Source organism: Catenulispora acidiphila DSM 44928 (assembly GCF_000024025.1).
GTDB classification, from domain to species: domain Bacteria; phylum Actinomycetota; class Actinomycetes; order Streptomycetales; family Catenulisporaceae; genus Catenulispora; species Catenulispora acidiphila.
This window is the reverse complement of sequence record NC_013131.1, coordinates 9,850,932-9,873,207: the sequence shown is the minus strand read 5'-3', so window position 1 is coordinate 9,873,207 and position 22,276 is coordinate 9,850,932. Positions and strand designations below refer to the sequence as shown.

The window sequence follows — 22,276 nt, the reverse complement described above, 5'->3', positions numbered from 1 at the left end:
CGGTGTGATGGAGCTCAGGGGTAATGGAGCTTACGCTGGAGTGGTGCGTACGCGACCGACGTTGACCTGGGAACCACCGAGCGGCGAGGTTTTCGCGCGCACGACGAGCCTGGACGCCATGGTCGACCTGGTGGCGGGGCGCGGAGTCGTCGTGCTGAGCGGGGCTGGGCTGTCCACGGAGTCCGGGATTCCCGACTACCGCGGGAAATCCGGCGCGCTGCGCAGACACACGCCGATGACCTACGAGGACTTCGCGGGCAGTGCGCAGGCCCGGCAGCGGTATTGGGCACGAAGCCACCTCGGGTGGCGCGCGATGGCCGGGGCGCAGCCGAACGTCGGGCATCGGGCGGTCGCCGCGCTGCGCGCCTCGGGGCACGTGGACGGCGTGATCACGCAGAACGTGGACGGGCTGCACCAGGCGGCGGGGACGCTGCCGGAGGTCGTCGACCTGCACGGGAGCCTGGATCGGGTCATCTGCCTGACCTGCGGCGTGTTCAGCGAGCGGACGGAACTGGAGCGCCGGCTGAACGAGGCGAACCCGGTGTTCGACGGTGTCGCGGCGCGCATCAACCCCGATGGGGACGTGGAGCTCGCCGAGGACGCGGTGCGGCGTTTCCGCTCGGTGGACTGTGACTCCTGTGGCGAGGGGGTACTGAAGCCGGATGTCGTGTTCTTCGGCGAGAACGTGCCCAAGGCGCGGGTCGAGCGGTGCAAAGAGTTGGTGGACGGCGCCGCGGCGCTGCTCGTGCTCGGGTCGTCGCTGACGGTGATGTCGGGGCTGCGGTTCGTGCGGCGGGCGGCCGAGGCGGGGAAGCCGGTCGTGATCGTCAACCAGGGCCTCACACGGGGCGATCGCTATGCCTCGGAACGGATCGAGGCGCCGTTGGGAGCGGCACTGGTGGAACTCGTGGGGCGCGTGGGGGCGGCGGCGGATCTCGGCTAGGGCCGGTACGGTGGCGCGATGACTGCGATGCTGGTGCCGCGGGAGAACGCGCGGTTCGTGCTGGGACCGATGCCGTTGCTGGTCGTCGGGGAGGCGCGGGTGCACGCGGAGCTGCCGCGGCTGGTGGCGCCCGAGGGGCGCGTGCCGGTGTGCGACGGATGGCAGCTGATGGCGGGGCTGACGGTGTGCGTGCTCGACGGGCCGATCGGCGGATGCCTGATACCGACGATGGCGGAGTCGGGCGATGTGCAGGGGATGGCCGCGTGGTGTGACGCCGTCGCGCAGAACGGCGGCGGGGTCGTGGTCTCGCTGCCGCAAATCCCTGACGAGTTCGACTGGGATGAGATCTTCGGCGGGGGACGGGCTCGGGGTGGGTTCGTGCGAGGGGCGGAGTTGCACGAGGCTGATTGAGGGTTCTGTCAGGGCCTTGGATCAGCGGCGTGTGGGAGACACCGCCGCGACGTAGCGGGGCGCGTGGTGCGGCCACGAATGGTGGGCCTCGAACGTGGCGCGGGCTTCGGCGGCGATGTCGGAGCGGCCGGCCGGGGTGTCCTTGAGGAGCGCGGCCAAGGCGTCGGCGAAGGCGCGGATCGTCATGTCGGCGGCCTCGTAGGCGTGCCCGGCGGTGAGGCGCACGTTCTCCCGCAGGGGACGCAGGGCGATGGGGATGCCGCGGGCCATCGCGTGGGTGACCTTGTTCATGGCGCAGAAGTGGTTGAACGGGTTGTCGGGGTCGGGGACGGCCATCGCGTCGATGCGGCCCAGGAACGCGTCCACGGCGCCGGGACCCAGCCAGCCGTGGAAGGCGACGAGGGCGTCGAGGCCGAGGCGCGTGGCGTGCGCGCGGGCGGCGGGCAGCGCGGGACCGTCGCCGGCGACCTCGACGCGGAAGCCGGTGAGGCCGTCGGCGCGCAGGAGGGCGACGGCGTCGAGGAGGTCGGTGAGGCCGTCTTGTTCGCCGATGACGCCTAGGTAGCCGATGGTGAGGGTGGGGGCGAGGGCGGTGGGAGCCGAATCGGGAGCAACTGCGGCGTCATCGGGCTCAGCGACTGCGGCGGCGTCAGTCTCATTGACTGCGGCGGCATCGGGCTCGGCCTCCTTCTCCGCGGGCACCTCAGCCGTCCGGATGATCAGCGCGTCGCGTCCGTAGCGGCTCAAGATCCGTGCGCGCTGTTCCTCGCTAGGGGTTATCACCACGTCGGCGGTGGTGATCATGCGGCGTTCGGCGGCGAGGAACAGGGGGGTCAGCCTGCTGAATCCGGCGCGGGACGCGGCCAGGACCGGGACCACGTCGCGTTGGTCGTAGACCGTGCGGATGCCGGTGCGGCGGGCCCACCAGGCGAGGGGGAACAGCAGGTCGGGCGGGTTGCCGATCTGGAGCATGCGTGCGGACGCGGGTGAGGAGCGCAGTGCGCCGCGTGCTGCTTCGCCTGCTGCGGCTGCGGTCCAGAAGCCTTCGGCGGCGGTGGCGAGAGGGCCCTGGCCTTCGAAGGAGCGGAAGCGGATGACCTCGATGCCGTCGATGCGCTCGCGGCCGGGCTTGCGTCCGCGGATCGCCGGGCAGACCACGGTCACGCGCGCGCCGTCGTCGCGGAGCGCAAGGGCCTGAGACCAGGCGCGCTGGTCGTCGGGTACCGGCAGATTCAGCAGAACCAGGACAGCGTGCGGTGTTCGGATACGTTCCGTCATGGTTTCCCCACCCCCTGTCGGCGAGGCTACCCCTGTCACAGAACACTGACACTTGGATCTTGGTCAGCGGCTCGTGTCGTCCCGGTGCCAGGTTCGGAAGTCCTTCGCACGCACCGCGCGCCGAGCCCGTATCTTGGTCGCGACTGTCAGAACCAGGAACCACGCGACCTTCGGCGTGGCGCGCACCGGCGAGGCCAGGGCGATCGCCCGCAGGTCCGACAGCGACGTCCGCGCCGAATCCGACGCCGAGGAGAGCTCCGAGTCGTCGGCGGCTTGGAGCGTCGAGACCAGGGCGCGAGTACGGATCCTGAGAAGCGCCCCCGCAGTCCGCGGCGGGTGGACGATCACCGTGGACTCCGAAACCACCCGGCGCTGCGCGGGCTCGAAGAGCAGCGAGGCCGCCAGATCGTCGCCGAGCAAAGGCGGCAGCGCGCGCAGCCGCTCCCAGCCCTCGCGCGAGACCCCGACCACGCCGCGCCCGAACAGCCCGGCACGGACCACCGGCAGCTGGTCCCACACGTCGTAGAACCACCGCACGGTCCACGGCCTCCGCTCGGGCGGCAGCGCGCGTGACGGACCGGCCGCCAGGACGCCCGGGTCGTCGAACGCCGCCGCGAGCGCGCGCACGTCCCGCGCCCCGAACTCGACGTCCGCGTCCACGTACAGCCGCGGGAAGCCCTCGGCGTGTTCGTCGGCGAGGCGCATGGCGGCGTGCTTGTTCGCCTCCGGCGCAATCAGCACCTTGACGTCCGCGAACGCGCCGGCGATCTCCGCCGTGTCGTCCGTGCAGCCGTTGGCGACGACCCAGACCTCGAACTCGCCCGGCGCCGCGTCGGCGAGCAGCCTGCTGAGCAGACGACCGACGACACTCGCCTCATTGTGCGCGGGGATGATCACTGACACCACGATTGCCCAGTATCGCATCGGATTCCGCACGCGTCCTGTCAGGGTTCTAACGCTCTTGTGGGGTTGTTCCCGGCTTTGCGAGCATGGCCGGGTGACGGACAGTCCGCAGAGAGCTCGGATCCTGGTCATGGTGTCGGCGGGCTGGTTCCCGCCCTACCTGGAGGAGGTCGCCGAACAGGCGGAGGCGGGGACGCGCTCGAAGGTGTGGCTCTACGACCTGCCCTACGACCTGACGGTTCTGGACCAGCGCTTCGTGACCGGCCCGTCGAAGGTACGCAGGCTGATATACGGCAGGCTGCCGTTGCCGCTGGCCTTCGCGGCGGAAGCCTTCCGCGTGCGCAAGAAGTACGACGCGATCTTCGCCTGGGGCGCCGAGGCGGCGAGCCTGCCGCTGGCGTTGGCGTTCCGGTTCACCCCGCGTCGGAAGCGGGCGCCGCTCGTCACGCTGTACAGCTGGATCTCCTCCGGCATGAAGGCGAAGCTGCTGCGCTTCGCGTGGCCGGGTATCACGACGCTCGTCCTGCCGCCGACGGCGCAGGCGGAGTTCGCGGTCAAGCAGCTCGGGGTGCCGGCGGAGCGGGTCACGTCGCCGAAGTGGGTCGTGGACACGGAGTTCTTCAACCCGGACTTGGTGAAGCCCGAAGCGGTGGACGTCACGGCCGTCGCGGAGGACGCAGACGACGCAGACGGTCCAGACCACGGCGCCGTGACGATCTGCTCCGCCGGTCGGGAGATGCGCGACTTCGCGACGCTGATCGCCGCCCTCGACGGGACCGGGATCCGTTGCCACATCGCGGGTTCGCTGGTGGCGGGGATGGATGACCGCTGGCGTGCCGAGCTCGGCGATCGCGGCGAGCGGGTCGCGCTGCCGGAGGGCGTCACCTTCGGGCCGCTGACGCCGATCGAGATGCGCGAGCTGTACGCGCGCTCGCGGTTCGTGGTGCTTCCGCTGCATCCCAGCGACACGGATCACGGCATCAGCTGCATGATCGAGGCTTTCGCGATGGGTCGTGCGGTGGTCTGTACCCGCGTCGACGGGCAGCGGGATGCGCTGGAGGAGGGCGTGAACGGTGCCTTCGTGCCGGCGCATGACGCGGCGGCGTTGCGTGCGCAGATTCTGGAGCTGATCGCCGATCCGGAGCGGGCTGAGGCGATGGGGCGTGAGGCACGTCGGCTGGCTGAGGCGGAGTTCGGGATGGACCGGTGGGTCTCGGCGCTGACGGAGGTGCTTGATGCAGTCGTCAGCTGAGCTGCCCGGGGCTGTGCTGGTCGTGGTCACGTGGAACAGCGCCGATGTTCTGCCGGGGTTGCTGGACTCGCTGGAAGCAGGGATGAGCGGGTTGCGGTGGCGGCTGGTCGTCGCCGACAACGACTCCGCCGACGCGACCTCCGATGTGGTGCGTACCAAGGCTCCCGACGCGCTGTTGGTCCAGACAGGTCGCAATGCCGGCTACGCCGCTGCGATCAACGCGGCGCTGGACGCGGTCGGTCCGCTGGACAAGGACACGGACGCGGTCTTGGTCTGCAACCCCGACATCCGCATGCGGGCGGGGTGCGGTGCGGCTTTGGTGCGTGGGCTGGAGATGCCCGGGACCGGGATCACCGCGCCGCTACTGTTCGACGGCACGGGCCGCATGATCAGGACACTGCGACGTGAGCCGAATCCGTTGCGGCTGTTGGGGGAGATGGCGCTCGGGGCGCATCGGTCGGGGCGTTTCGCGGCGCTCGGCGAGCAGGTGGCGGATCCGCAGGCGTACAAGGGTCCGACGCGGGCCGATTGGGTCGCCGGGTCGTTGATGGCGTTGTCGCGGGAGTGCGTCGAGGCGTGCGGTCCGTGGGACGAGTCCTTCTTCTTGTACTCGGAGGAGACGGAGTACGCGTTGCGTGCGCGGGCTCGGGGGCTCGCGACGCGGTTGGCGCCGGACGCGGTCGCGGTGCATCTGGAGGGTGAGGCGACGGTTTCGCCGAAGCTGTGGACGCTGCTGACGGTGAACCGCGTGCGGCTTTATCGGCGGACGCATAGTGCGCCGGCGGTTGCGGCTTTCTGGGGCGCGTTGTTGCTGCGGGAGGCGTCGCGGGCGTTGTTGGGACGTGCCAGCAGCCGGGCGGCGGTGCGGGCTTTGGTGAGCCCGGCTCGGCTGCGTGCCAAGCCGGGTCCCTGACGCCTACTTCCTTTTATGCCTACTTCCTTTTATGCCTACTTCCTTTTGTTCAGTGCGGCTCGGACGGTTCGGGCTGCCACGGCACGCGCGGCTTCGGCGGCTGCCAGGGCCATACCGCCGACGCCTGAGGTCAGGCGCAGGGCCGAGCGGCTGAACGCGAGCGGTTCGAAGCGGCCGTCGCGCAGGGCGTCCTCGACGGTCGTGCGGGTCGGTGCGCCGGTGAGGGTGAGCTCCATCGCCAGGGGGAAGAACTGGCGGGCGCCGTGGAAGTCCAGGGCGACGAAGGGCGGTAGGCCCAGGCGCTCGGCGTAGGCGCGGGCTTGGCGGTTCGGTGCCCAGCCGTCGTATTTGCGGTTCCAGATCTCCACGGCGGTCAGGTCCTTGGCCCAGGCCGGGTCGAAGCGGCGCCAGGCGTTGCGGCGCCAGGGGTGCGCGAAGACGGCGACGCCGTCCGCGGCGCGGGTGTGGGCCAGGACGTCGGCGATATCAGGGGTCTGGCTCAGGAACGGGACGTCGCCCCAGACCGGGATGTGGACGACATTGTCGCTGTCGTTGTACTCCAGGCCGGGGACGACGAGGACGCCGTCGCCGGAGGCCGCCGCGCACGCCTGGACGTACTCGTCCCACTTGGCTTCGGTGAAGGTGCGGCTGTGTTCGCACATCAGCAGGACGCTGCGACCGCGCTTGCGGAACGCGGCGGCGAGGCGGTCGAGCGGCCAGGAGGCATCGTCGGACCACTCGGAGTGGATGTGGGCCACCGCGCGGACTGTGGTCACGGGGTTCTCCGTCTCATGCGGGCGGCTTGGACGCGCAGGGTGGACCAGGTGTCGCGCCAGAAGACGCGGCGCTCGCCCTTGCGCAGGTTGTACCAGCGGTCGGCGCGGGTGGGGCGCAGGGCGGCCAGGGTCGCGGCGCGCTTGGGCCACGGGCCGGGGTGGTCGGCGATCGGTCCGCGCAGCACGGCGGCGAGGTGGATCAGCTCGCGGCCTAGGTGGCGGCAGACGATGTGCGGCGGCTCGGGATCCGGCGGCTCGGGGACGAACTCCGCGTCGAGCGCCTGCCGCACCGCCCAGACCGGGTAGTCGAAGCCGCGGCGGACCGCCAGCGCCATGCTGCCCCACGGACGGCCGTTGACCTCCATGAACCACGGCGTCCCGGCGCCGTCGCGCAGCAGCTCCAGCATGAACATGCCGCGCCAGCCGACCGAGGCGAGCAGCACTTCGGCGCGCAGCCGCACGTCCTGCTCGACGGCGATCGACCGGCACGCGCTGGACGCCGACCCGCGCGGATCGGCCATGCGGACGCGCCGGTGGCCGCTCCAGGCCCGGACGCCGTCGGGCGTCGCGAAGCCGAAGACGCCCTCGCCGACCCCGGTGAGAAGCTGCTGGACGAGCACTGGCCCGGCGAGATCGGCGGTGATGCGGGAGATGTCGGCCTCGGTGGCGGCGACCTTGCCGCCAGGGCGGATCAGCTTATTGTCTTGCTCGACGGCAGCCAGCGCGGCCTTGACGATCCAGGGACCCTCGGCGGTGCGGGCAGGCACTGCGAAGCCGGAGTCGGCAGCCGCCTCGACCTGCAGCCGCTTGTCGAGCGCGAACGCGGCGGCCTTGCCAGTGGCGCCGGCGACGCGCAGCCCGGTGCGGTCGGCGACCCAGACCGCGAGGTCGTCGAGCGGAAGCAGGATCTCGGCGCCGAGGCGCTCCGCGGCGGCGACGACATCGGCGACACAGGCCGCGGCATCGTCTTCGGGAGCGGTGACCGGCACGACGCGCACCCGACGCGAGGCCGCGAGAGGCGGCGAAGTACCGCGCCGGGCGAAGGCGAAGACCTCGTAGCCACCATCGGCAAGAGACCAGGCGGACTCGATCGCGGCGAAGGCGTCGGCGAATCCGATGAGGACACGCGTGCTCATGCGATGCGGCTCGCTTTCGCGGTCGGGGCGGCGCGATGGTGGTCGGTACCGCGCCGGTCAGCATCGGAACCGGTGCCAACCTGAAGGCCGGTTCTTGCCACGAGGCTGTGGCGGTGGTGCTGCGCGGTGAGCGCGAGGGCAGATGCGGGTGCGTGGCCGCGGCGGGACCACGTGGTGGGCGACACGCCAGCCCCGGTCGCGAAGTCGCGGCGGTGGTCGGCGGCGAGTGAGAGGGCAGCTGCGGCTACGAGGTGGCGGCGGCTGGACCTGGTGGCGCGCGATGGGCCGGTTGTGATCGCGAAGCTGCGGTGGTGCTGTAGCAACAAGGTGGCTGCGGCTACGAGGGGGCGGCGGCTGGACCTGGTGGCGCGCGATGGGCTGGCTGCGATCGCGAAGCTGCGGTGGTGCTGTAGCAACAAGGCGGCTGCGGCTACGAGGTCGCGGCGGCTGGACGTGGTGGCGCGCGAAGGGCTGGCTGCGATGGCGAAGCTGCGGTGGTGGTCAGCGGCGAGTGAGAGGGCGGCTGCGGCTACGAGGTCGTGGCGGCTGGACCTGGTGGCGTGCGACGGACAGGCTGCGATTGCTGAGCTGCGGTGGTGCTGTAGCAACAAGGTGGCTGCGGCTACGAGGTCGCGGCGGCTGGACTTGGTGGCGAGCGAAGGGCCGGCTGCGATCGCGAAGCTGCCGTGGCTGCGGTGGTGCTGGTCGTCGGCGGCTGCTGCGCCTAACCGGCTCGCGCCCCATCCCCGCCTCATCGCCACGCCTTCGCCATCAGTACCGCGCGATCCACCGCGCGCTCCTTCGTCGAGCGTGGTGCGAGCATGCGTGCGCGGACTGAGTCCGGTGTGTCGTCGGCTTCGACGCTGTAGCGGGGTTGGAGCCAGTTGCCGGGGTGGGCTGGGCGGGCGTCGCTGGTGAAGACGGTGCGGTAGCCGGCTGTGCGGAGGGCTTGGAGGACTTTGCGGTCGTAGGCGCCGAAGGGGCAGGCGGCTGTGTCGACGGGTTGGCCTGTTGCTTCGGCGATGCGGGTGCGGGCGTCTTGGAGTTCCAGGTGCTGGTCTGTTGCCAGTGCCTTGGTCCAGGGGCGGTGGGCTGCGCCGTGGGTGCCGATGGTCATGCCGGCGGCGGAGAGGGCTTGGAGGGCTTCGGGGCTGAGGTTGTCGGGGGTGCCGAGGCGGTCGGCTATGGGGAAGAAGTCGGCGGTGAGGCCTCGTTCTTTCAGGGCTGGGAGGGCTATCTCGGCGTCGGAGGCGTTGCCGTCGTCGAAGCTGATGCGGATGTTGGGGTGTTCGGCGCAGAGGTCGAGGACGCGCAGGAACGCCGACTTCGTCACCCAGTAGCGGTGTTCGTCGGGTTCGCGCTCTGGGCCGTTAGGGGTTCCTATGCCGTGGAACGAGATGTTCCTCAAATCTGGCGCGCTCATTTGGTCTCCCCCTTGATGGTGCCGTCCTGGCTCTTGCCGTCTTTGTCCCACTGTGTGTAGAAGCTCGATGGGTTCACGAGGTAGCGGACGGTCGGGACCGGCAGGTGCGTGATGCGGTGGCGGCGCGTGAACCGGTACATCATTTCCCAGTCCTCGCGCGGCAACAGGCCGATGGGGCGGGGCATGCGGCTGAACATCAGGCCGCGGCTGCGGACGGCCACGAAGGCGTTGCAGTCGAGGAAGGAGTCCCATGACGCGCGCTTGCGGTCGAAGGGGACTGACAAGACGTCGAGGTCTGTGCCGTCCGGCAGCACTCTGTGCAGTGCGGTGTATACGCCAGAGAGCCGCGGGGAATCCATCAGGGTTTTCACTGTCAGGGCCAAGTGCTCTGGCTCCCAGACGTTGTCGTCGTCCAAGAAGGCCACGAAGCGCGACTCCGAAAGCCGCATTCCGACGTTTCGTACCAGTCCCAGGACGTGCGAATTCTGGGACAGGGACACGGTCCGTAGTCGCGGGTCCTCCGGCAGCCCTGCCGCCTCGAGTCCGCCGCCGCCGTCGTCCACGACCACGATGACAAAGTCCGACCACGTCTGTTCCAGGACAGACTTCACCGCGGCCGCCAGCCCGTCGGGCCGCCGGTAGGTCGGGATCACCACGGCGACGCGAGCGGACAAAACCGGCGCTCCGCTCCGTAGCCGTTTCACTTCTCGGGTCTCGAAACGGCGCATGCCTAGCACACTCGGCCATTTCAAGGTTTTGTTGCGTACCTCAAAGATCACCTGCCATCCGACAACTCGGTTGAGCGTGTCTTTTCCCCAGCGCAGCGCGCTACGCGCCATCCTCATCCCCCCACCCCACCGGCCCGTTCGGACTTCGGTGGTTGTTCCACAGGCGACCATGTCTGGACACAGTACGTATAACAGCAGAACGACGCTAAGTGTTAGCCATGATATCTCTCCAGGACATCTCGCGCGAAGTATCCCAGCCCACTACCATGCTTCACGTTCGACAAGTGTTCGTGCGGTTACGCAGCGGTCATGGCCGGGGATGTGCGGGGCGGTTGGCGTCGAGCGGTGCGATGGATGAGATTCCGTGGGGGGATTTCGGCATGGCGGTCGGGTCAAGCTTGGAAAGTCCAGTCGTGCGGGTACACCTCGCACGGCCCTGGGCGACGAGATATCTAAGGAGCGCCATCACGGCGCTCCTCCTAGCGATGGACTGGACCTGCGCGACAGCGGCCACCTGGCTCGCCGTCCCGGTCCAGGACGACTGGCCGGCGTTGGTCGCCGTGCCCGTCGCATGGGTCGGCGCCGCGGGCGCGCACCGGCTCTACGAACGGCGCCATGTAGGACCGGGGACCGAGGAGTATCACAGGATTCTGCGGGCCTGCCTGGCCGCGATGGCAGCGCTGTCGGCGCTGTGCGCGCTGGTGGCCCGCAACGACCGTTTGGTGCGCAGTGTTCTGGTCGCCGTGCCGATCGCGGCGGTGGGCTCGCTTCTGGCCCGCAAGGCGTTCCGTTCGTTGCAGGCCCGGCACGCCGGGCTTGCTTCGCGTCCGGCGCTTCTGGTCGGCAGCTCCATTCAATGCTCGGCGATGGCGGCGATCCTGCGGCGCGAGCGTTCGGCGCTGCGCGCGGTCGCGGCGCTGAACGTCGCCGGACCGAGCCAGGGGACGGCGCCGCTGTCCCAGGCTTCGGGCTCGGTGCCGCCGACACCGCAGGACCCGCTGGACCCGTTGAACGTCGGCACGCTGACCGCGCACGGCGGGCCCAGCGACGCCGAGCAGGTCGCAACGGCCCTGGAGGTGACCGGCTGCGAGGTCGTGGTGCTGATGCCCGGTCCGCATCTGGGAGCGGCGGCGTTGAGCGCTCTGGGCTGGCGGCTGGCCAGCCTGGGCGTGGACATCCTGGTCGCCCCGTTCCTCACCGAGATCGCGCCGGCGCGGCTGGCGGTCCGGCGCGACGGCGGCGTCCCGCTGTTCCACGTCCGCGCGCCGCGGCTCTCGCGCGGCGCGCGGGTCCCGAAGGAGCTCGGCGAGCGGGTGATGGCGGCGATCGGCCTGCTGCTGCTGGCGCCGATCTTCCTGGCGGTATCGCTGGCGGTGCTGCTCGGCGACGGGCGGCCGATCTACTTCCGGCAGACGCGGGTCGGGCTCAACGGGGAGCACTTCGTCCTCTACAAGTTCCGCACCATGTCCACCGGCGCGGCACAGGCGAAGAAGGAACTCGCGCACCTGAACGTCAACTCCGACGGTCTGCTGTTCAAGATGCGGCGGGACCCGCGGGTGACGAAGGTCGGCGCGGTGCTGCGCCGGTACTCGCTGGACGAGCTGCCGCAGCTGCTCAACGTCGTGCGCGGCGACATGGCCCTGGTCGGGCCGCGTCCGCCGCTGCCGGAAGAGGCCGCCAAGTACAGCGAGGAGGTCCGGCGCCGGCTGCTGGTCAAGCCGGGCCTGACCGGGCTGTGGCAGGTGAGCGGACGTTCCGACCTGGCGTGGGCGGACGCGGTGCGGTTGGACCTGGGATACGTCGAGAACTGGTCGCTGGGCCTGGACGCGGAGATCTTGCTCCGCACCGGCTCGGCGGTCGTCAAGGGCAAAGGAGCTTACTGAGATGTCGGGGGGATCGCCGGCTGCCGAGCAGCCGGGAATCGCTGTGGTCGGTGCCGGTTATTGGGGACCGAACCTCGTGCGGAACCTGATGGGCTCGCCGGACTGGGACCTGCGCTGGCTGGTCGATCTGGACACCGAGCGGGCCCGGAAGGTCGCCGCGCCGTACGCCAGTGTCCAGGTCACCAGCGCGCTGGATGAGGCGCTGGCCGACCCGCGGGTCAAGGCGGTTGCGATCGCGACGCCGGCGCGCACGCACCGGGACGTCGCCATGGCCGCGCTGCGCGCGGGGCGGCACGTCCTGGTCGAAAAGCCGCTGGCCGCCACGGAAGCCGAGGGCGCCGAACTGGTCGCCGAGGCTGCCAAGCGCGGCCTGATCCTGATGTGCGACCACACCTACTGCTACACCCCGGCCGCCCTGGCGATCAGGGAGCTGATCCACTCCGGCGAGCTCGGCGAGGTCCACTTCGTCGACTCGGTCCGGATCAACCTGGGACTGATCCAGCCGGACGTGGACGTGTTGTGGGACCTCGCCCCGCACGACCTGTCGATCCTGGACTTCATCCTCCCGGACACCGTGAAGCCGGTCGCGGTGGCCGCGACCGGCGCCGACCCGCTCGGCGCCGGACGGACCTGCGTCGCCTACCTGACGCTGGCGCTGTCCTCCGGCGCCATCGCGCACGGCCACGTGAACTGGCTGTCCCCGACCAAGGTGCGCACCATCACCGTCGGCGGCTCCAAGCGCACGCTGGTCTGGGACGACGTGAACCCCGCGCAGCGGGTCAGCGTCTTCGACCGCGGCGTGGACCTGGCCCGGCCGGAGGAACTCGGCGCGGACCAGCGGCGCGCGGCGCTGGTGTCCTACCGGACCGGCGACATGGTCGCTCCGGCGCTGAACGAGCGCGAGGCATTGGCGGCTGCGGTCGAGGAGTTCGCCCGCGCGGTACGCACCGGAACGCCGGCCGCGACCGACGGCCGCGCCGGTCTCCGAGTCCTGCGAATCCTCGAGGCCGCCTCGCGCAGCCTCGCCGAGAACGGAGCCCTCGTGGCTGTGAACGACGACGCCTTGGAGGGCGAATGAAGGACAGTGGGCAGGGCGGCGCGGCGGTCCCGCTCAAGGGCAGCCGCGCCCTGGTCACCGGCGGAGCCGGCACCATCGGCTCGCACGTCGTGGACCGGCTGCTGGACGCCGGCTGCGGGGCGGTGGTCGTGCTGGACAACTTCGTCCGCGGGCGGCGCGCCAACCTCGCCGCGGCGCTGCCGAGCGGACGCGTGCAGGTCGTGGAGGGGGACATCAGGGACCGCGGACTGCTCGCCGAGCTGACCGCCGGGACCGACGTGGTCTTCCACCTCGCGGCGATCCGGATCACGCAGTGCGCCGAGGAGCCGCGGCTGGCCAACGAGGTGTTGGTCGACGGGACGTTCAACGTGCTGGAAGCCGCGGCGGCGGCCGGGGTGAAGAAGGTCGTGGCCTCGTCCTCGGCGTCGGTGTACGGCCTGGCCGAGCAGTTCCCGACCGGCGAGCGGCACCACGCCTACAACAACGACACGTTCTACGGCGCGGCGAAGGCCTTCAACGAGGCGATGCTCCGCAGCTTCAAGAGCATGTACGGGCTCGACTATGTGGCGCTGCGGTACTTCAACGTCTACGGCCCGCGCATGGACATCCACGGCCTCTACACCGAGGTGCTGATCCGCTGGATGGAGCGCATCGCCGCCGGGACGCCGCCGCTGATCCTCGGCGACGGCACGCAGACGATGGACTTCGTGCACGTCGCGGACATCGCGCGGGCGAACGTCCTGGCCGCCGCCTCGGATCTCACCGACGAGGTCTTCAACGTGGCCTGCGGCGTCGAGACGAGCCTGAACGACCTGGCGAAGACGCTGTTGGAGGTCATGGGCTCGGACCTGCCGGTCGAATACGGCCCGCCGCGCGCGGTCAACGGCGTGACGCGGCGCCTGGCCGACATCTCGCAGGCCGAGGCGCGGCTGGGGTTCAAGGCCGAGATGCAACTGCGGGAAGGGCTCGCCGACCTGGTGCAGTGGTGGCGCAGCGAGCAGGAGCCCGCGCCGGCTCCGGCCAAGAAGACGACGGACGGACTGACCGGTCCGAGCCTGGTGGCGGCGGCAGCGGAGCGCGCCGCCGCGGCAGCCAAGGCGGCACCGGCATCAGCATCGGTATCGGCATCTGAGGGAGCAGCTTCGTGACGAGCGCGGTGGCCACCGAGGCAGAGGCGGCGCCGCGCATCCCGGTGATGGTGCCGTGGCTCGGTGAGGAAGAGGCCGAGGCCGCGGCCGAAGCGGTGCGGTCCGGCTGGGTCGCGCAGGGTCCGCGCGTCGCAGAGTTCGAACGCGCCTTCGCGGCGGAGGTCGGGGCGGCGCACGGCGTCGCCGTCAGCTCGGGGACCACGGCGCTGCACCTCGGCCTCGTGGCGCTCGGCGTCGGGGCGGGCGAGGAGGTGGTCGTGCCCTCGCTGTCGTTCATCGCGACGGCGAACGTCGCGCGCTACGTCAACGCCGTTCCGGTGTTCGCCGACGTGGACGTCGCGACGGGGAATCTAACCCCTGAGACGATCACCGCCGCGCTGACGCCGAAGACGCGCGCGGTGATCCTGGTGCACCAAGGCGGGGTCCCGGCGGATCTGGACGCGGTGCGCGCGCTGTGTGCCGACCGCGGTCTGGCGTTGCTGGAGGACGCGGCCTGCGCGGCCGGCGTCCGCTACCGGGGCGCGCCCGTCGGTGTCGGCGCGCAGGTGGCGGCGTGGTCCTTCCACCCGCGCAAGCTGCTCACGACCGGCGAGGGCGGCATGGCCACCACCGACGACGCCGACGTCGCGGCCCGGATGCGGCGGCTGCGCGAGCACGGGATGAACGTCTCGGCCGCCGACCGGCACGCCAGCACCAAGCCGGTGCTGGAGGCGTATCTGGAGACCGGCTTCAACTACCGGATGACCGACATCCAGGCCGCGGTCGGACTGGTCCAGCTGCGCAAGCTCGCCGCGACCGTCGCCGAGCGGCGGGAGATCGCGGCGCGGTACCAGCGCGAGCTGGCCGGGATCGCCGGTCTGACGCCGGTGGCAGACCCCGCATACGGTCAGACCAACTACCAGTCGTTCTGGGTGCGGTTGGACGAGGGGTTCCCGGTCTCGCGCGACGAGCTGCTGCTGCGGCTGTCCGACGCGGGGGTGTCCGCACGCCGGGGCATCATGGCCGCGCACATGGAGCCCGCCTACGCGGACGTCAGCACGCCGCGGCTGCCGAACACCGAGGCGCTGAGCCTGAATTCGCTGATCCTGCCGGTGTTCCACGGCATGACCGCGTCCCAGCAGGACCGCGTGATCGCCGTGCTGAAGGCGGCGAGCCCGTGACCGAACTGCGGATCGCGATTGCGGGGGCGGGCGGATTCGGCCGGGAGACGGCCGACGCCGTGCGCGATCTGTATCCGGGCACTGGGGTCTTCGCGGGCTTCCTCGACGACGCCATGCCCGGACTGCTCATCGCCGACCAGGTCATGGGTCCCATCGAGCTGATCCGCGAACTGGCGGACGTGCGGCTGGTGATCTGCGTGGGCAACCCGCGCAACTACTTCGCCCGGGCCGAGATCGTCGAGCGCCTCGGGCTGGCCGAGCGCCGGTATGCCACGATCGTTCACCCCTCCGCGCAGGTGTCGCGCAGCTCGACGGTCGGTGCGGGCTCGGTGCTGCTCGCCGGGGTGGTCCTGACCGCCGACGCGACGATCAGCCGGCACGTCGCCGTGATGCCGCACGTCGTGGTGACCCACGACGTCGTCGTCCGGGACTACGCCACGCTCGCCTCCGGGGTGAAGCTCGGCGGCGGCGTGGTGGTCGACGAGGGCGCCTATGTCGGCGCCGGGGCGATGGTGCGCGAAGGCGTGCACATCGGTGCCTGGTCGCAGGTCGGCATGGGGTCCGTGGTGCTCCAGGACGTCCCGGAGTGCCAGGTGTGGGTCGGCAATCCCGCTCGCAAACTGCGCGACGTGGTACGTCCGGAGTCCTTAGCCCACCGGGCGGCGCTGCGATGAGCGCGCCGGGAGAACGCGGCGGGGGTGCGCACCGATGCCCTCGCCGTCAGTGTCGTCAAGGCCACTTTCATCGAACTTTTATTCACTGCGCCGCGCCGTGCGGCGCCACCGACCGGAGGTCCGATCCATGAGCCCGCGCATACCCCTGGTCGACCTGGCTGCCGCGCACGCGGAGGTCGCCCACGCGGTCCAAGCCGGGTTCGCCGAGGTGCTGGCCACGACCGGCTTCGTCGGCGGTCCGCAGGTCGCGGGCTTCGAGCGCGAATACGCGGCGTTCGGCGGCGTCCGGCACTGCGTCGGCGTGGCCAACGGCACGGACGCCGTGGAGCTGGCGCTGCGCGCGGTCGGCGTCGTGGCGGGCGATGAGGTGATCGTCCCGGCGAACACCTTCGCGGCGACCGCCGGTGCGGTGGCGCGGATCGGCGCGAAGCCGGTGTTCGTGGACTGCGATCCGGCGACCTGCCTGATCGACGTCCCGGCGGCGCTGGCCGCGATCGGGCCGGCGACCAAGGCGATCGTGCCGGTCCACTTGTACGGGCAGCTCGCGCCGGTCGAGGAGTTGCAGGCCGGGCTCGCCGGCAGTGCCGGCAGTGCCGTCCGCATCGTCGAGGATGCCGCGCAGTGCCAAGGCGCGACGCGCCTGGGCCGGACGCCGGGTTCGGGTCCCGGGGCGATCGCCGCGACGAGCTTCTACCCGGGCAAGAACCTCGGTGCCTATGGAGACGGCGGCGCGGTCCTCACTGATGACGAGGACCTGGCAGCCGCGGTGCGCAAGCTGGGCAGCCACGGCGGCCTGGTCAAGTACGCGCACGACATCGCCGGCGTCAACAGCCGGCTGGACGCGCTGCAGGCCGTGGTCCTGCGCGCCAAACTGCGCCGGCTCCCGGAGTGGAACGCCGCGCGCCAAGCCGCGGCGGCGTACTACGACAAGCTGCTCGCCGGCCTGGACCAGGTCACCCTGCCGACCACGCTGCCCGGCAACGAGCACGTCTGGCACCTGTACACGGTCCAGGTCCCCGAGCGCGACGCCGTCCTGGCCCGGTTGGAAGCCGAGGGCATCGGAGCGGGGATCCACTACCCGGTGCCCCTCCACCGGACCGGCGCGTTCGCCACCGGCGCGTCGTATCCGCACGCCGAACACGTCGCGGCGCACACGCTCTCCCTGCCGCTGCACCCGCATCTGATGCGGGAGCAGCAGGAGATCGTCGTGGCCGCCCTGGCTCGGGCGCTGTCCGCGCAGCCGAGCCGTCCCTAGTACGACAGAGCGTTTCGAACGAGGTCGCGGAAAGATGGCGCACAACAGAATCTTCAGAGGGCTGAGACAGTCTGCCTATGCGACGGTCGCGGTGGCGGTCGCCTCCGTGGTGACCGTGTGGGGCGTGGCGCAGCCGGCGCACGCTGCGGCGTGCGCCAATGCGGTGGCGTGCGAGAACCAGCAGACCACCGGTGTGCAGGATCTGACGGACGGTGCGGGAAACCTGGCCACGTACACCAGTGCCTACGGGGACATCCAGGGATTCTCCACCACCCAGAGCGTGCTGCCGGGCGGCACGATCTCGATGAAGGTGAAGTCCCCGACGCAGTACGCGGTCGAGGTCGACCGCCTCGGGTACTACGCGGGCAAGGGCTCCCGGACGATGTCGTGGAGCATGAACACCTCGTCGGGGACGTACCCGGCGAACTACAGCGGCGAGACCCTGCCGGCGTGTGACAGCGACAAGCCCACCGGGCTGGTGGACTGCGGCAACTGGGCGACCACGGTGCAGATCCAGGTCCCTTCGACCGCAGTGTCAGGGATCTACATCGTCGGTCTGGAGCAGTGGGACAACACCGACGCGCTGATCGGCTACATGCCGGTGCCGGTCGTGGTCCGGGAGCCGGACAACGCCGCGCACCACAGCGACATCGTGGTACAGACCTCCGACCAGACCTGGCAGGCCTACAACACCTTCGGCGGCCAGGACGTGTACGTCGGCAACGGTCCGGCGCCCGACGGCCGCGCGTACCGGGTCAGCTACAACAGACCCCTGCCGGACATCGGGCAGAACGGTGTCTTCGGCTCGGAGTTCGCGCTGCTCTACTGGCTGGAGGAGAACGGCTACGACGTCAGCTACATCTCCGGCCTCGACGCGACCACCGATCCGGCGTCGGTGAGCAACCACAAGGTGTTCATCTCCTCGGGCCACGATGAGTACTGGAACCAGGCCCAGTGGAACAACGTCATGGCGGCGCGGCATGCCGGACAGAACCAGATCTTCATGTCCGGCAACGAGGTGTTCTGGCGGACCCGTCTCGAGAACAGCATCGACGGGTCGAACACGCCGAACCGCACCATGACCACGTACAAGATGACGAAGCTGTACGGGACCACTCCGGTGGACGGAATCCCTGACCCCACGGGGCAGTGGACCGGAACCTGGATGGACGCGCACGGCGTGGGGACCGGCGCGGCGCCAGAGGACCAACTGACCGGCACGCTGTTCTCCGTCAACGCGAATCAGTACTCGCCGATTACGTTCTCGTCGCAGTACGCGAACCTGCGCGTCTGGCGGCACACGTCGGTCGCCAGCCTGATGAACGGCTCGGAGAGCACGCCGTACGGTCTGCTCGGCTATGAGTGGGACTCCGACTTCGCCGACTCCACCAGGCCTGCGGGGGAGATCGACCTGTCCTCGACGACGCTGACCGTCGACCAGCTGCGCACCGACTACGGCAACGACTACTCGACGGGACAGGCCACGCACAGCCTGGTGGAGTTCCGCGACCAGACGTCGCACGCGCTGGTGTTCGGCACGGCCACGGTCCAGTGGTCCTGGGGTCTGTCGAACCTGCACACCGACAACACCGGCGTCGCCAACCCGCCCAACCCGCCGAACCAGAGCACCACGGTGGACCGGGACGTCCAGCAGGCGACCATGAACATGCTCGCCGACGAGGGAGAGCAGCCGACCACGCCGCAGAGCGGGATGGTCACCGGGACCGCGCTGCCGGCGGGCACGCCGGGTCCGACGACGACGGTGTCCACTCCCTCCTCCGGCACGACGGTGCAGGTGCTCAAGCCGCTGACGGCGACCGGCACGGCGTCGCCGACGTCCGGGACCGTGGTGGCGCGCGTCGAGGTCTCGGTGGACGGCGGCACGACGTGGAAGGCCGCGAATACGACGCAGACCGTCGGCGGATCGGTGTCGTGGAGCTACGCCTGGACCCCGACCACGATGGGCACGGCGCAGATCCAGGTGCGCGCCGAGGACGACAACGCGGACATAGGAGCCACGCGATCGGTCAGCCTGACCGTCGGGCCGCAGATCTGCCCCTGCGTGATCTTCCCGTCCACGGCCTCGCCGGCGCACGCGGACAGCGGCGACGGCACCTCGGTCGAGGTGGGGACGAAGTTCAAGACCTCGACCGCGGGCAACATCACCGGCGTCCGCTTCTATCAAAGCCCGACGAACACCGGCTCCCATGTGGCGAGCCTGTGGACGTCCAACGGGATTCTGCTGGGATCCACGCCGGCTTCGACCGCGACGGTGACGCAGCCCGGCTGGCAGACGCTGAACTTCACCACGCCGATCTCGATCAGGGCCAACACGACTTATGTCGTGTCCTACCACGCGCCGGTCGGGCACTACGCGGCCGATGCGGGGTACTTCACGTCCGGTGGGGCGGGGCAGGCGCCAATCCAGGCGCAGCAGTCGACGGCGTCCAGCTTGAACGGCGTCTACTCCTACGCCGGGTCGACGACCTTCCCCAACAACTCCTTCAACGACACCAACTACTGGGTGGACCCGGTGTTCGACAACACCGGGATCCCGACGACGCCGCCGAAGATGACCTCGACGACGCCGGGTTCGGGGGCGACGGCGGTCTCGCCGACGACGCAGATCTCGGCGTCGTTCAGCGCCCAGATGGATCCGACGACGGCGACCTTCACGGTGAAGGACGGGACGGGGACCGCGGTGCCCGGGTCCGTCAGCTACACGTCGGCGACGAACACGATCGTGTTCACGCCCGACAGCCCGTTGGCGCTGAGCACCGGGTACACGGCGTCGATCATGGCGGACGACGCGTACGGCAACGCCATGAGCGCGCCGGGGACGTGGACGTTCACCACCGCCGCCACGATGCCGGCGCCGTCGTGCCCCTGCACGCTGTGGCCGACGTCCACGGTGCCGGTCACGGCCGATTCCGGGGACCACAACTCGGTGGAGCTCGGGGTGAAGTTCTCCTCGTCGGTCGCGGGGAACGTGACCGGGCTGCGGTTCTATAAGAGTGCTGCGAACACCGGGACGCACACCGGCACGTTGTGGAGCGCGACCGGACAGCAGCTCGCGACCGGGACGTTCACCGGCGAGAGCGCGAGCGGCTGGCAGACGCTGACGTTCGCCACGCCGGTGTCGATCGCGGCGAACACGCAGTATGTGGTGTCCTACCACGCGGCGTCCGGGCACTACGCGGCCGACGCCGGGTACTTCACCAACCCGCACAACTACTATCCGCTCACCGCGGCGGCCGGCACGAACGGGGTCTACTCCTACGGGACGGCGACCACGTTCCCGAGCAACACCTACAACGGCACGAACTACTGGGTGGATCCGGTCTTCCAGACCACCGCGCCGGCGCAGAACCCGGCGGCATCGCCCCTGACGAGCCCGAGCGCGCGCGTCAGCGGCGGCCGGGCGACGGGAGCGCCGTCGACGGCGGCGACGCCCTCGACCAACAAGATCACGCTGCGCGAAGACCCGGTGATGGATCCCGCGCACCCGATCACCACGGTGCTCCCGCCGACGGCCGACCCGGCCTCGGTGCGGATGACCGTGGTCACGGCGGCGCCGGTCCCGGGGCAGGAGTGGCAGGCCGGGACGGTCATGCCGGGCTACGTGACCTTCGATCCGAAGACGCACATCGTCGCCTTCCATCCCTCGGGTCTGCTGCCACGGAACGCGTCCTACCGGGTGACGGTGACCGCGAACGTCGACAACGACGATCCGACACCGCCGCTGACCTGGGTGATCGCGCCGACGATCGTGCGCGGCGGAACCTCGGGGCTGCCGGGGCAGGGGACGCCGGTGGGCGTGGCGCCGGGCGTGCTGCCGGCGCCGTCGTATGGGAGCCGGAGCAGTAAGCCGGGGGTGAAGTAGGAGGTGAAGTAGGAGGTAGGAGGTGGAGGTAGGAGGCGGTTGTCGGTCGGGCTTCGCGGTGCGGCGTGGGGCTCGACCGGCTGCTGTTCTGGATGTATCGGTTTCGTGGTGGGTTCGGCGGCGAGGGATCGGGTGGGGAGCGGTTATGGGAAGTGTCAGCGTCGTGATTCCGTGCTACCGGTACGGGCACTTCTTGGCGGACTGCGTGCGCAGCGTTCTGGACGAACAGCCTGGCGTGGATGTGCGGGTCCTGATTATCGACGACGCCTCGCCCGACGACTCGGCCGACAAGGCGCGGGAGTTGGCGGCGGCGGATCCGCGTATTTCGGTGGCGGTGCACGAGGCCAACAAGGGGCACATCGCCACGTACAACGAGGGACTTCTGGAGTGGGCTGACGCGGACTACAGCGTGTTGCTGTCGGCCGATGACCGGCTGACGCCCGGCGCCTTGGTGCGCGCGACGGCACTGCTGGACGCGCATCCTGCGGTCGGCTTCGTCTACGGGCACCCGCTGACCTTCCAGGACGGCGAACCCCTGCCTCCGGCGCGCGGCGCTGACTGGCAGAGCGGACAGTGGGCCGTCCGGCCGGGACTGTGGTGGCTGCGGCGGCGTTTCCGCACGGCGGAGGGCTGCATCACCTCGCCGGAGGTGGTGATCCGAACGTCGGTGCAGAAGCGCATCGGCGGCTACGACCCCGCACTCCCGCACTCGGGCGACATCGAGATGTGGATGCGCGCGGCATCGGTAGCCGGCGTGGGCCACATCCGCGGCGCGGACCAGGCGTACTACCGCCGCCACGGAGCAAACATGTCGACGGTCGACTTCGGCGGCCAACTCGACGACCTCCACCAACGCCGCGCAGCCTTCGAATCAGTCCTGGTGAAATGCGGCGACGCCCTCCCCGCAGCCGACACCTGGGCCGCGGACATGCGCCGAAAGCTGGCCCGCCAGGCACTACGCCGAGCGGTCCGCGCCTATGACAAAGGCCTGACGAACACAGTCCCGGTCGCCGAGCTGATCGCGTTCGCCGAAGACTGCTGGCCGGACTACCGCCGCCTGCCGGAGTACGCAGGCCTGCGCGTGCGCAAGGCGGTCGGCGAGCGAGCGATGCCCTACCTGCGACCGCTGGTGGTCAGCGCGGCCGTGAACCGGGGGCGGGAGTGGATGTGGTGGCAGTCGTGGCGGCGGCGGGGGTGGTAGGGGCGCGGTGGGGGCGGCTGGCGTGGCGCGGTGCGGCGGGGGTGGCCGGGTGCGGTTGGTTGGTTGGTGGGTTTTTAGAAGCTTCTTTACGGCTTCGCGCGGGTGTTGATGGCCTCGCTGGTGGCGCAGTTCGGTGGTATGCCGCTTGGTGGCGCTGGCGGCCGGCGGCATTTGTGTTCTTCGACAACCGCCGGCCGCCAACGCCGCCCAGACACGCTCAACCGAACTGCGCCACCTTGCGAGGCCATCAAA

The 22,276-nt window shown here is 70.4% G+C and carries 18 protein-coding genes; 12 read left to right on the top strand and 6 right to left on the bottom strand.

The features are described from left to right. The first annotated feature begins 43 nt into the window (after positions 1-43). Both CACI_RS42070 and CACI_RS42065 read left to right on the top strand, forming a co-directional pair. Complete coding sequence (locus CACI_RS42070) at positions 44-943, top strand: NAD-dependent protein deacetylase (RefSeq protein WP_041543919.1); 900 nt, start codon at positions 44-46, stop codon at positions 941-943. Positions 944-961: 18 nt separating this feature from the next. Then, positions 962-1,354, top strand: a complete 393-nt coding sequence (locus CACI_RS42065) for a hypothetical protein (protein ID WP_015797060.1) — start codon at positions 962-964, stop codon at positions 1,352-1,354. Between the two features lie 21 nt (positions 1,355-1,375). Here the strand turns inward: CACI_RS42065 and CACI_RS42060 are convergent, their stop codons facing one another. Both CACI_RS42060 and CACI_RS42055 read right to left on the bottom strand, forming a co-directional pair. Then, entirely contained in the window at positions 1,376-2,632 is a 1,257-nt protein-coding gene (locus CACI_RS42060; RefSeq protein ID WP_015797059.1) for a glycosyltransferase, read from the bottom strand. A gap of 63 nt (positions 2,633-2,695) precedes the next feature. Then, entirely contained in the window at positions 2,696-3,538 is an 843-nt protein-coding gene (locus tag CACI_RS42055) for a glycosyltransferase (protein ID WP_041543917.1), read from the bottom strand. Positions 3,539-3,629: 91 nt separating this feature from the next. Here CACI_RS42055 and CACI_RS42050 point away from each other — a divergent pair, with 91 nt between their 5' ends. Both CACI_RS42050 and CACI_RS42045 read left to right on the top strand, forming a co-directional pair. Then, positions 3,630-4,787 (top strand): glycosyltransferase family 4 protein, encoded by a 1,158-nt coding sequence (locus CACI_RS42050; protein ID WP_143765617.1) that lies wholly within the window; start codon positions 3,630-3,632, stop codon positions 4,785-4,787. Beyond that, complete coding sequence (locus tag CACI_RS42045) at positions 4,771-5,700, top strand: glycosyltransferase family 2 protein (protein ID WP_015797056.1); 930 nt, start codon at positions 4,771-4,773, stop codon at positions 5,698-5,700. The genes CACI_RS42050 and CACI_RS42045 overlap by 17 nt, the downstream gene beginning before the upstream one ends. Before the next feature lie 35 nt (positions 5,701-5,735). Here the strand turns inward: CACI_RS42045 and CACI_RS42040 are convergent, their stop codons facing one another. The 4 genes from CACI_RS42040 to CACI_RS42020 all read right to left on the bottom strand — a co-directional run bounded on the left by CACI_RS42040 (position 5,736) and on the right by CACI_RS42020 (position 9,709). Further along, positions 5,736-6,476 carry a PHP domain-containing protein gene (locus CACI_RS42040; RefSeq protein ID WP_015797055.1) on the bottom strand — a complete coding sequence of 247 codons (741 nt, stop codon included), beginning with the start codon at positions 6,474-6,476 and terminating at the stop codon, positions 5,736-5,738. Next, a complete protein-coding gene (locus CACI_RS42035) occupies positions 6,473-7,612 on the bottom strand; it encodes a hypothetical protein (RefSeq protein ID WP_015797054.1) in 1,140 nt (379 codons plus the stop codon). Before CACI_RS42035 ends, CACI_RS42040 begins: the two co-directional genes overlap by 4 nt. 751 nt (positions 7,613-8,363) lie before the next feature. Further along, the gene (locus CACI_RS42025; protein ID WP_015797052.1) at positions 8,364-9,035 is read right to left on the bottom strand and encodes a polysaccharide deacetylase family protein; all 672 of its coding nucleotides are present in this window, start codon (positions 9,033-9,035) and stop codon (positions 8,364-8,366) included. Then, complete coding sequence (locus CACI_RS42020; protein ID WP_223297397.1) at positions 9,032-9,709, bottom strand: glycosyltransferase family 2 protein; 678 nt, start codon at positions 9,707-9,709, stop codon at positions 9,032-9,034. The genes CACI_RS42025 and CACI_RS42020 overlap by 4 nt, the downstream gene beginning before the upstream one ends. A gap of 539 nt (positions 9,710-10,248) precedes the next feature. On the opposite strand from CACI_RS42020, the gene CACI_RS42015 reads away from it, so the two are divergent. The 8 genes from CACI_RS42015 (at position 10,249) to CACI_RS41980 (ending at position 22,024) form a co-directional block, all read left to right on the top strand. Next, the gene (locus tag CACI_RS42015) at positions 10,249-11,646 is read left to right on the top strand and encodes a sugar transferase (RefSeq protein ID WP_049871902.1); all 1,398 of its coding nucleotides are present in this window, start codon (positions 10,249-10,251) and stop codon (positions 11,644-11,646) included. A 1-nt stretch (position 11,647) separates the two neighbouring features. Next, positions 11,648-12,724: a Gfo/Idh/MocA family protein gene (locus CACI_RS42010; RefSeq protein WP_015797049.1), complete on the top strand. Its 1,077-nt coding sequence runs from the start codon at positions 11,648-11,650 to the stop codon at positions 12,722-12,724. Continuing rightward, positions 12,721-13,851, top strand: a complete 1,131-nt coding sequence (locus tag CACI_RS42005; RefSeq protein ID WP_015797048.1) for an NAD-dependent epimerase/dehydratase family protein — start codon at positions 12,721-12,723, stop codon at positions 13,849-13,851. Before CACI_RS42010 ends, CACI_RS42005 begins: the two co-directional genes overlap by 4 nt. 47 nt (positions 13,852-13,898) lie before the next feature. Then, entirely contained in the window at positions 13,899-15,011 is a 1,113-nt protein-coding gene (locus CACI_RS42000; protein WP_041543912.1) for a DegT/DnrJ/EryC1/StrS family aminotransferase, read from the top strand. After that, on the top strand, positions 15,008-15,685 hold the full coding sequence (locus CACI_RS41995; RefSeq protein ID WP_015797046.1) for a NeuD/PglB/VioB family sugar acetyltransferase: 678 nt from the start codon (positions 15,008-15,010) through the stop codon (positions 15,683-15,685). The genes CACI_RS42000 and CACI_RS41995 overlap by 4 nt, the downstream gene beginning before the upstream one ends. A 127-nt stretch (positions 15,686-15,812) precedes the next feature. After that, positions 15,813-16,940, top strand: a complete 1,128-nt coding sequence (locus CACI_RS41990) for a DegT/DnrJ/EryC1/StrS family aminotransferase (protein ID WP_015797045.1) — start codon at positions 15,813-15,815, stop codon at positions 16,938-16,940. A gap of 34 nt (positions 16,941-16,974) precedes the next feature. Next, entirely contained in the window at positions 16,975-20,823 is a 3,849-nt protein-coding gene (locus tag CACI_RS41985) for a DUF4082 domain-containing protein (RefSeq protein WP_015797044.1), read from the top strand. A 145-nt stretch (positions 20,824-20,968) separates the two neighbouring features. Then, positions 20,969-22,024, top strand: a complete 1,056-nt coding sequence (locus CACI_RS41980) for a glycosyltransferase family 2 protein (RefSeq protein ID WP_015797043.1) — start codon at positions 20,969-20,971, stop codon at positions 22,022-22,024. The last annotated feature ends 252 nt before the right edge of the window (positions 22,025-22,276 follow it).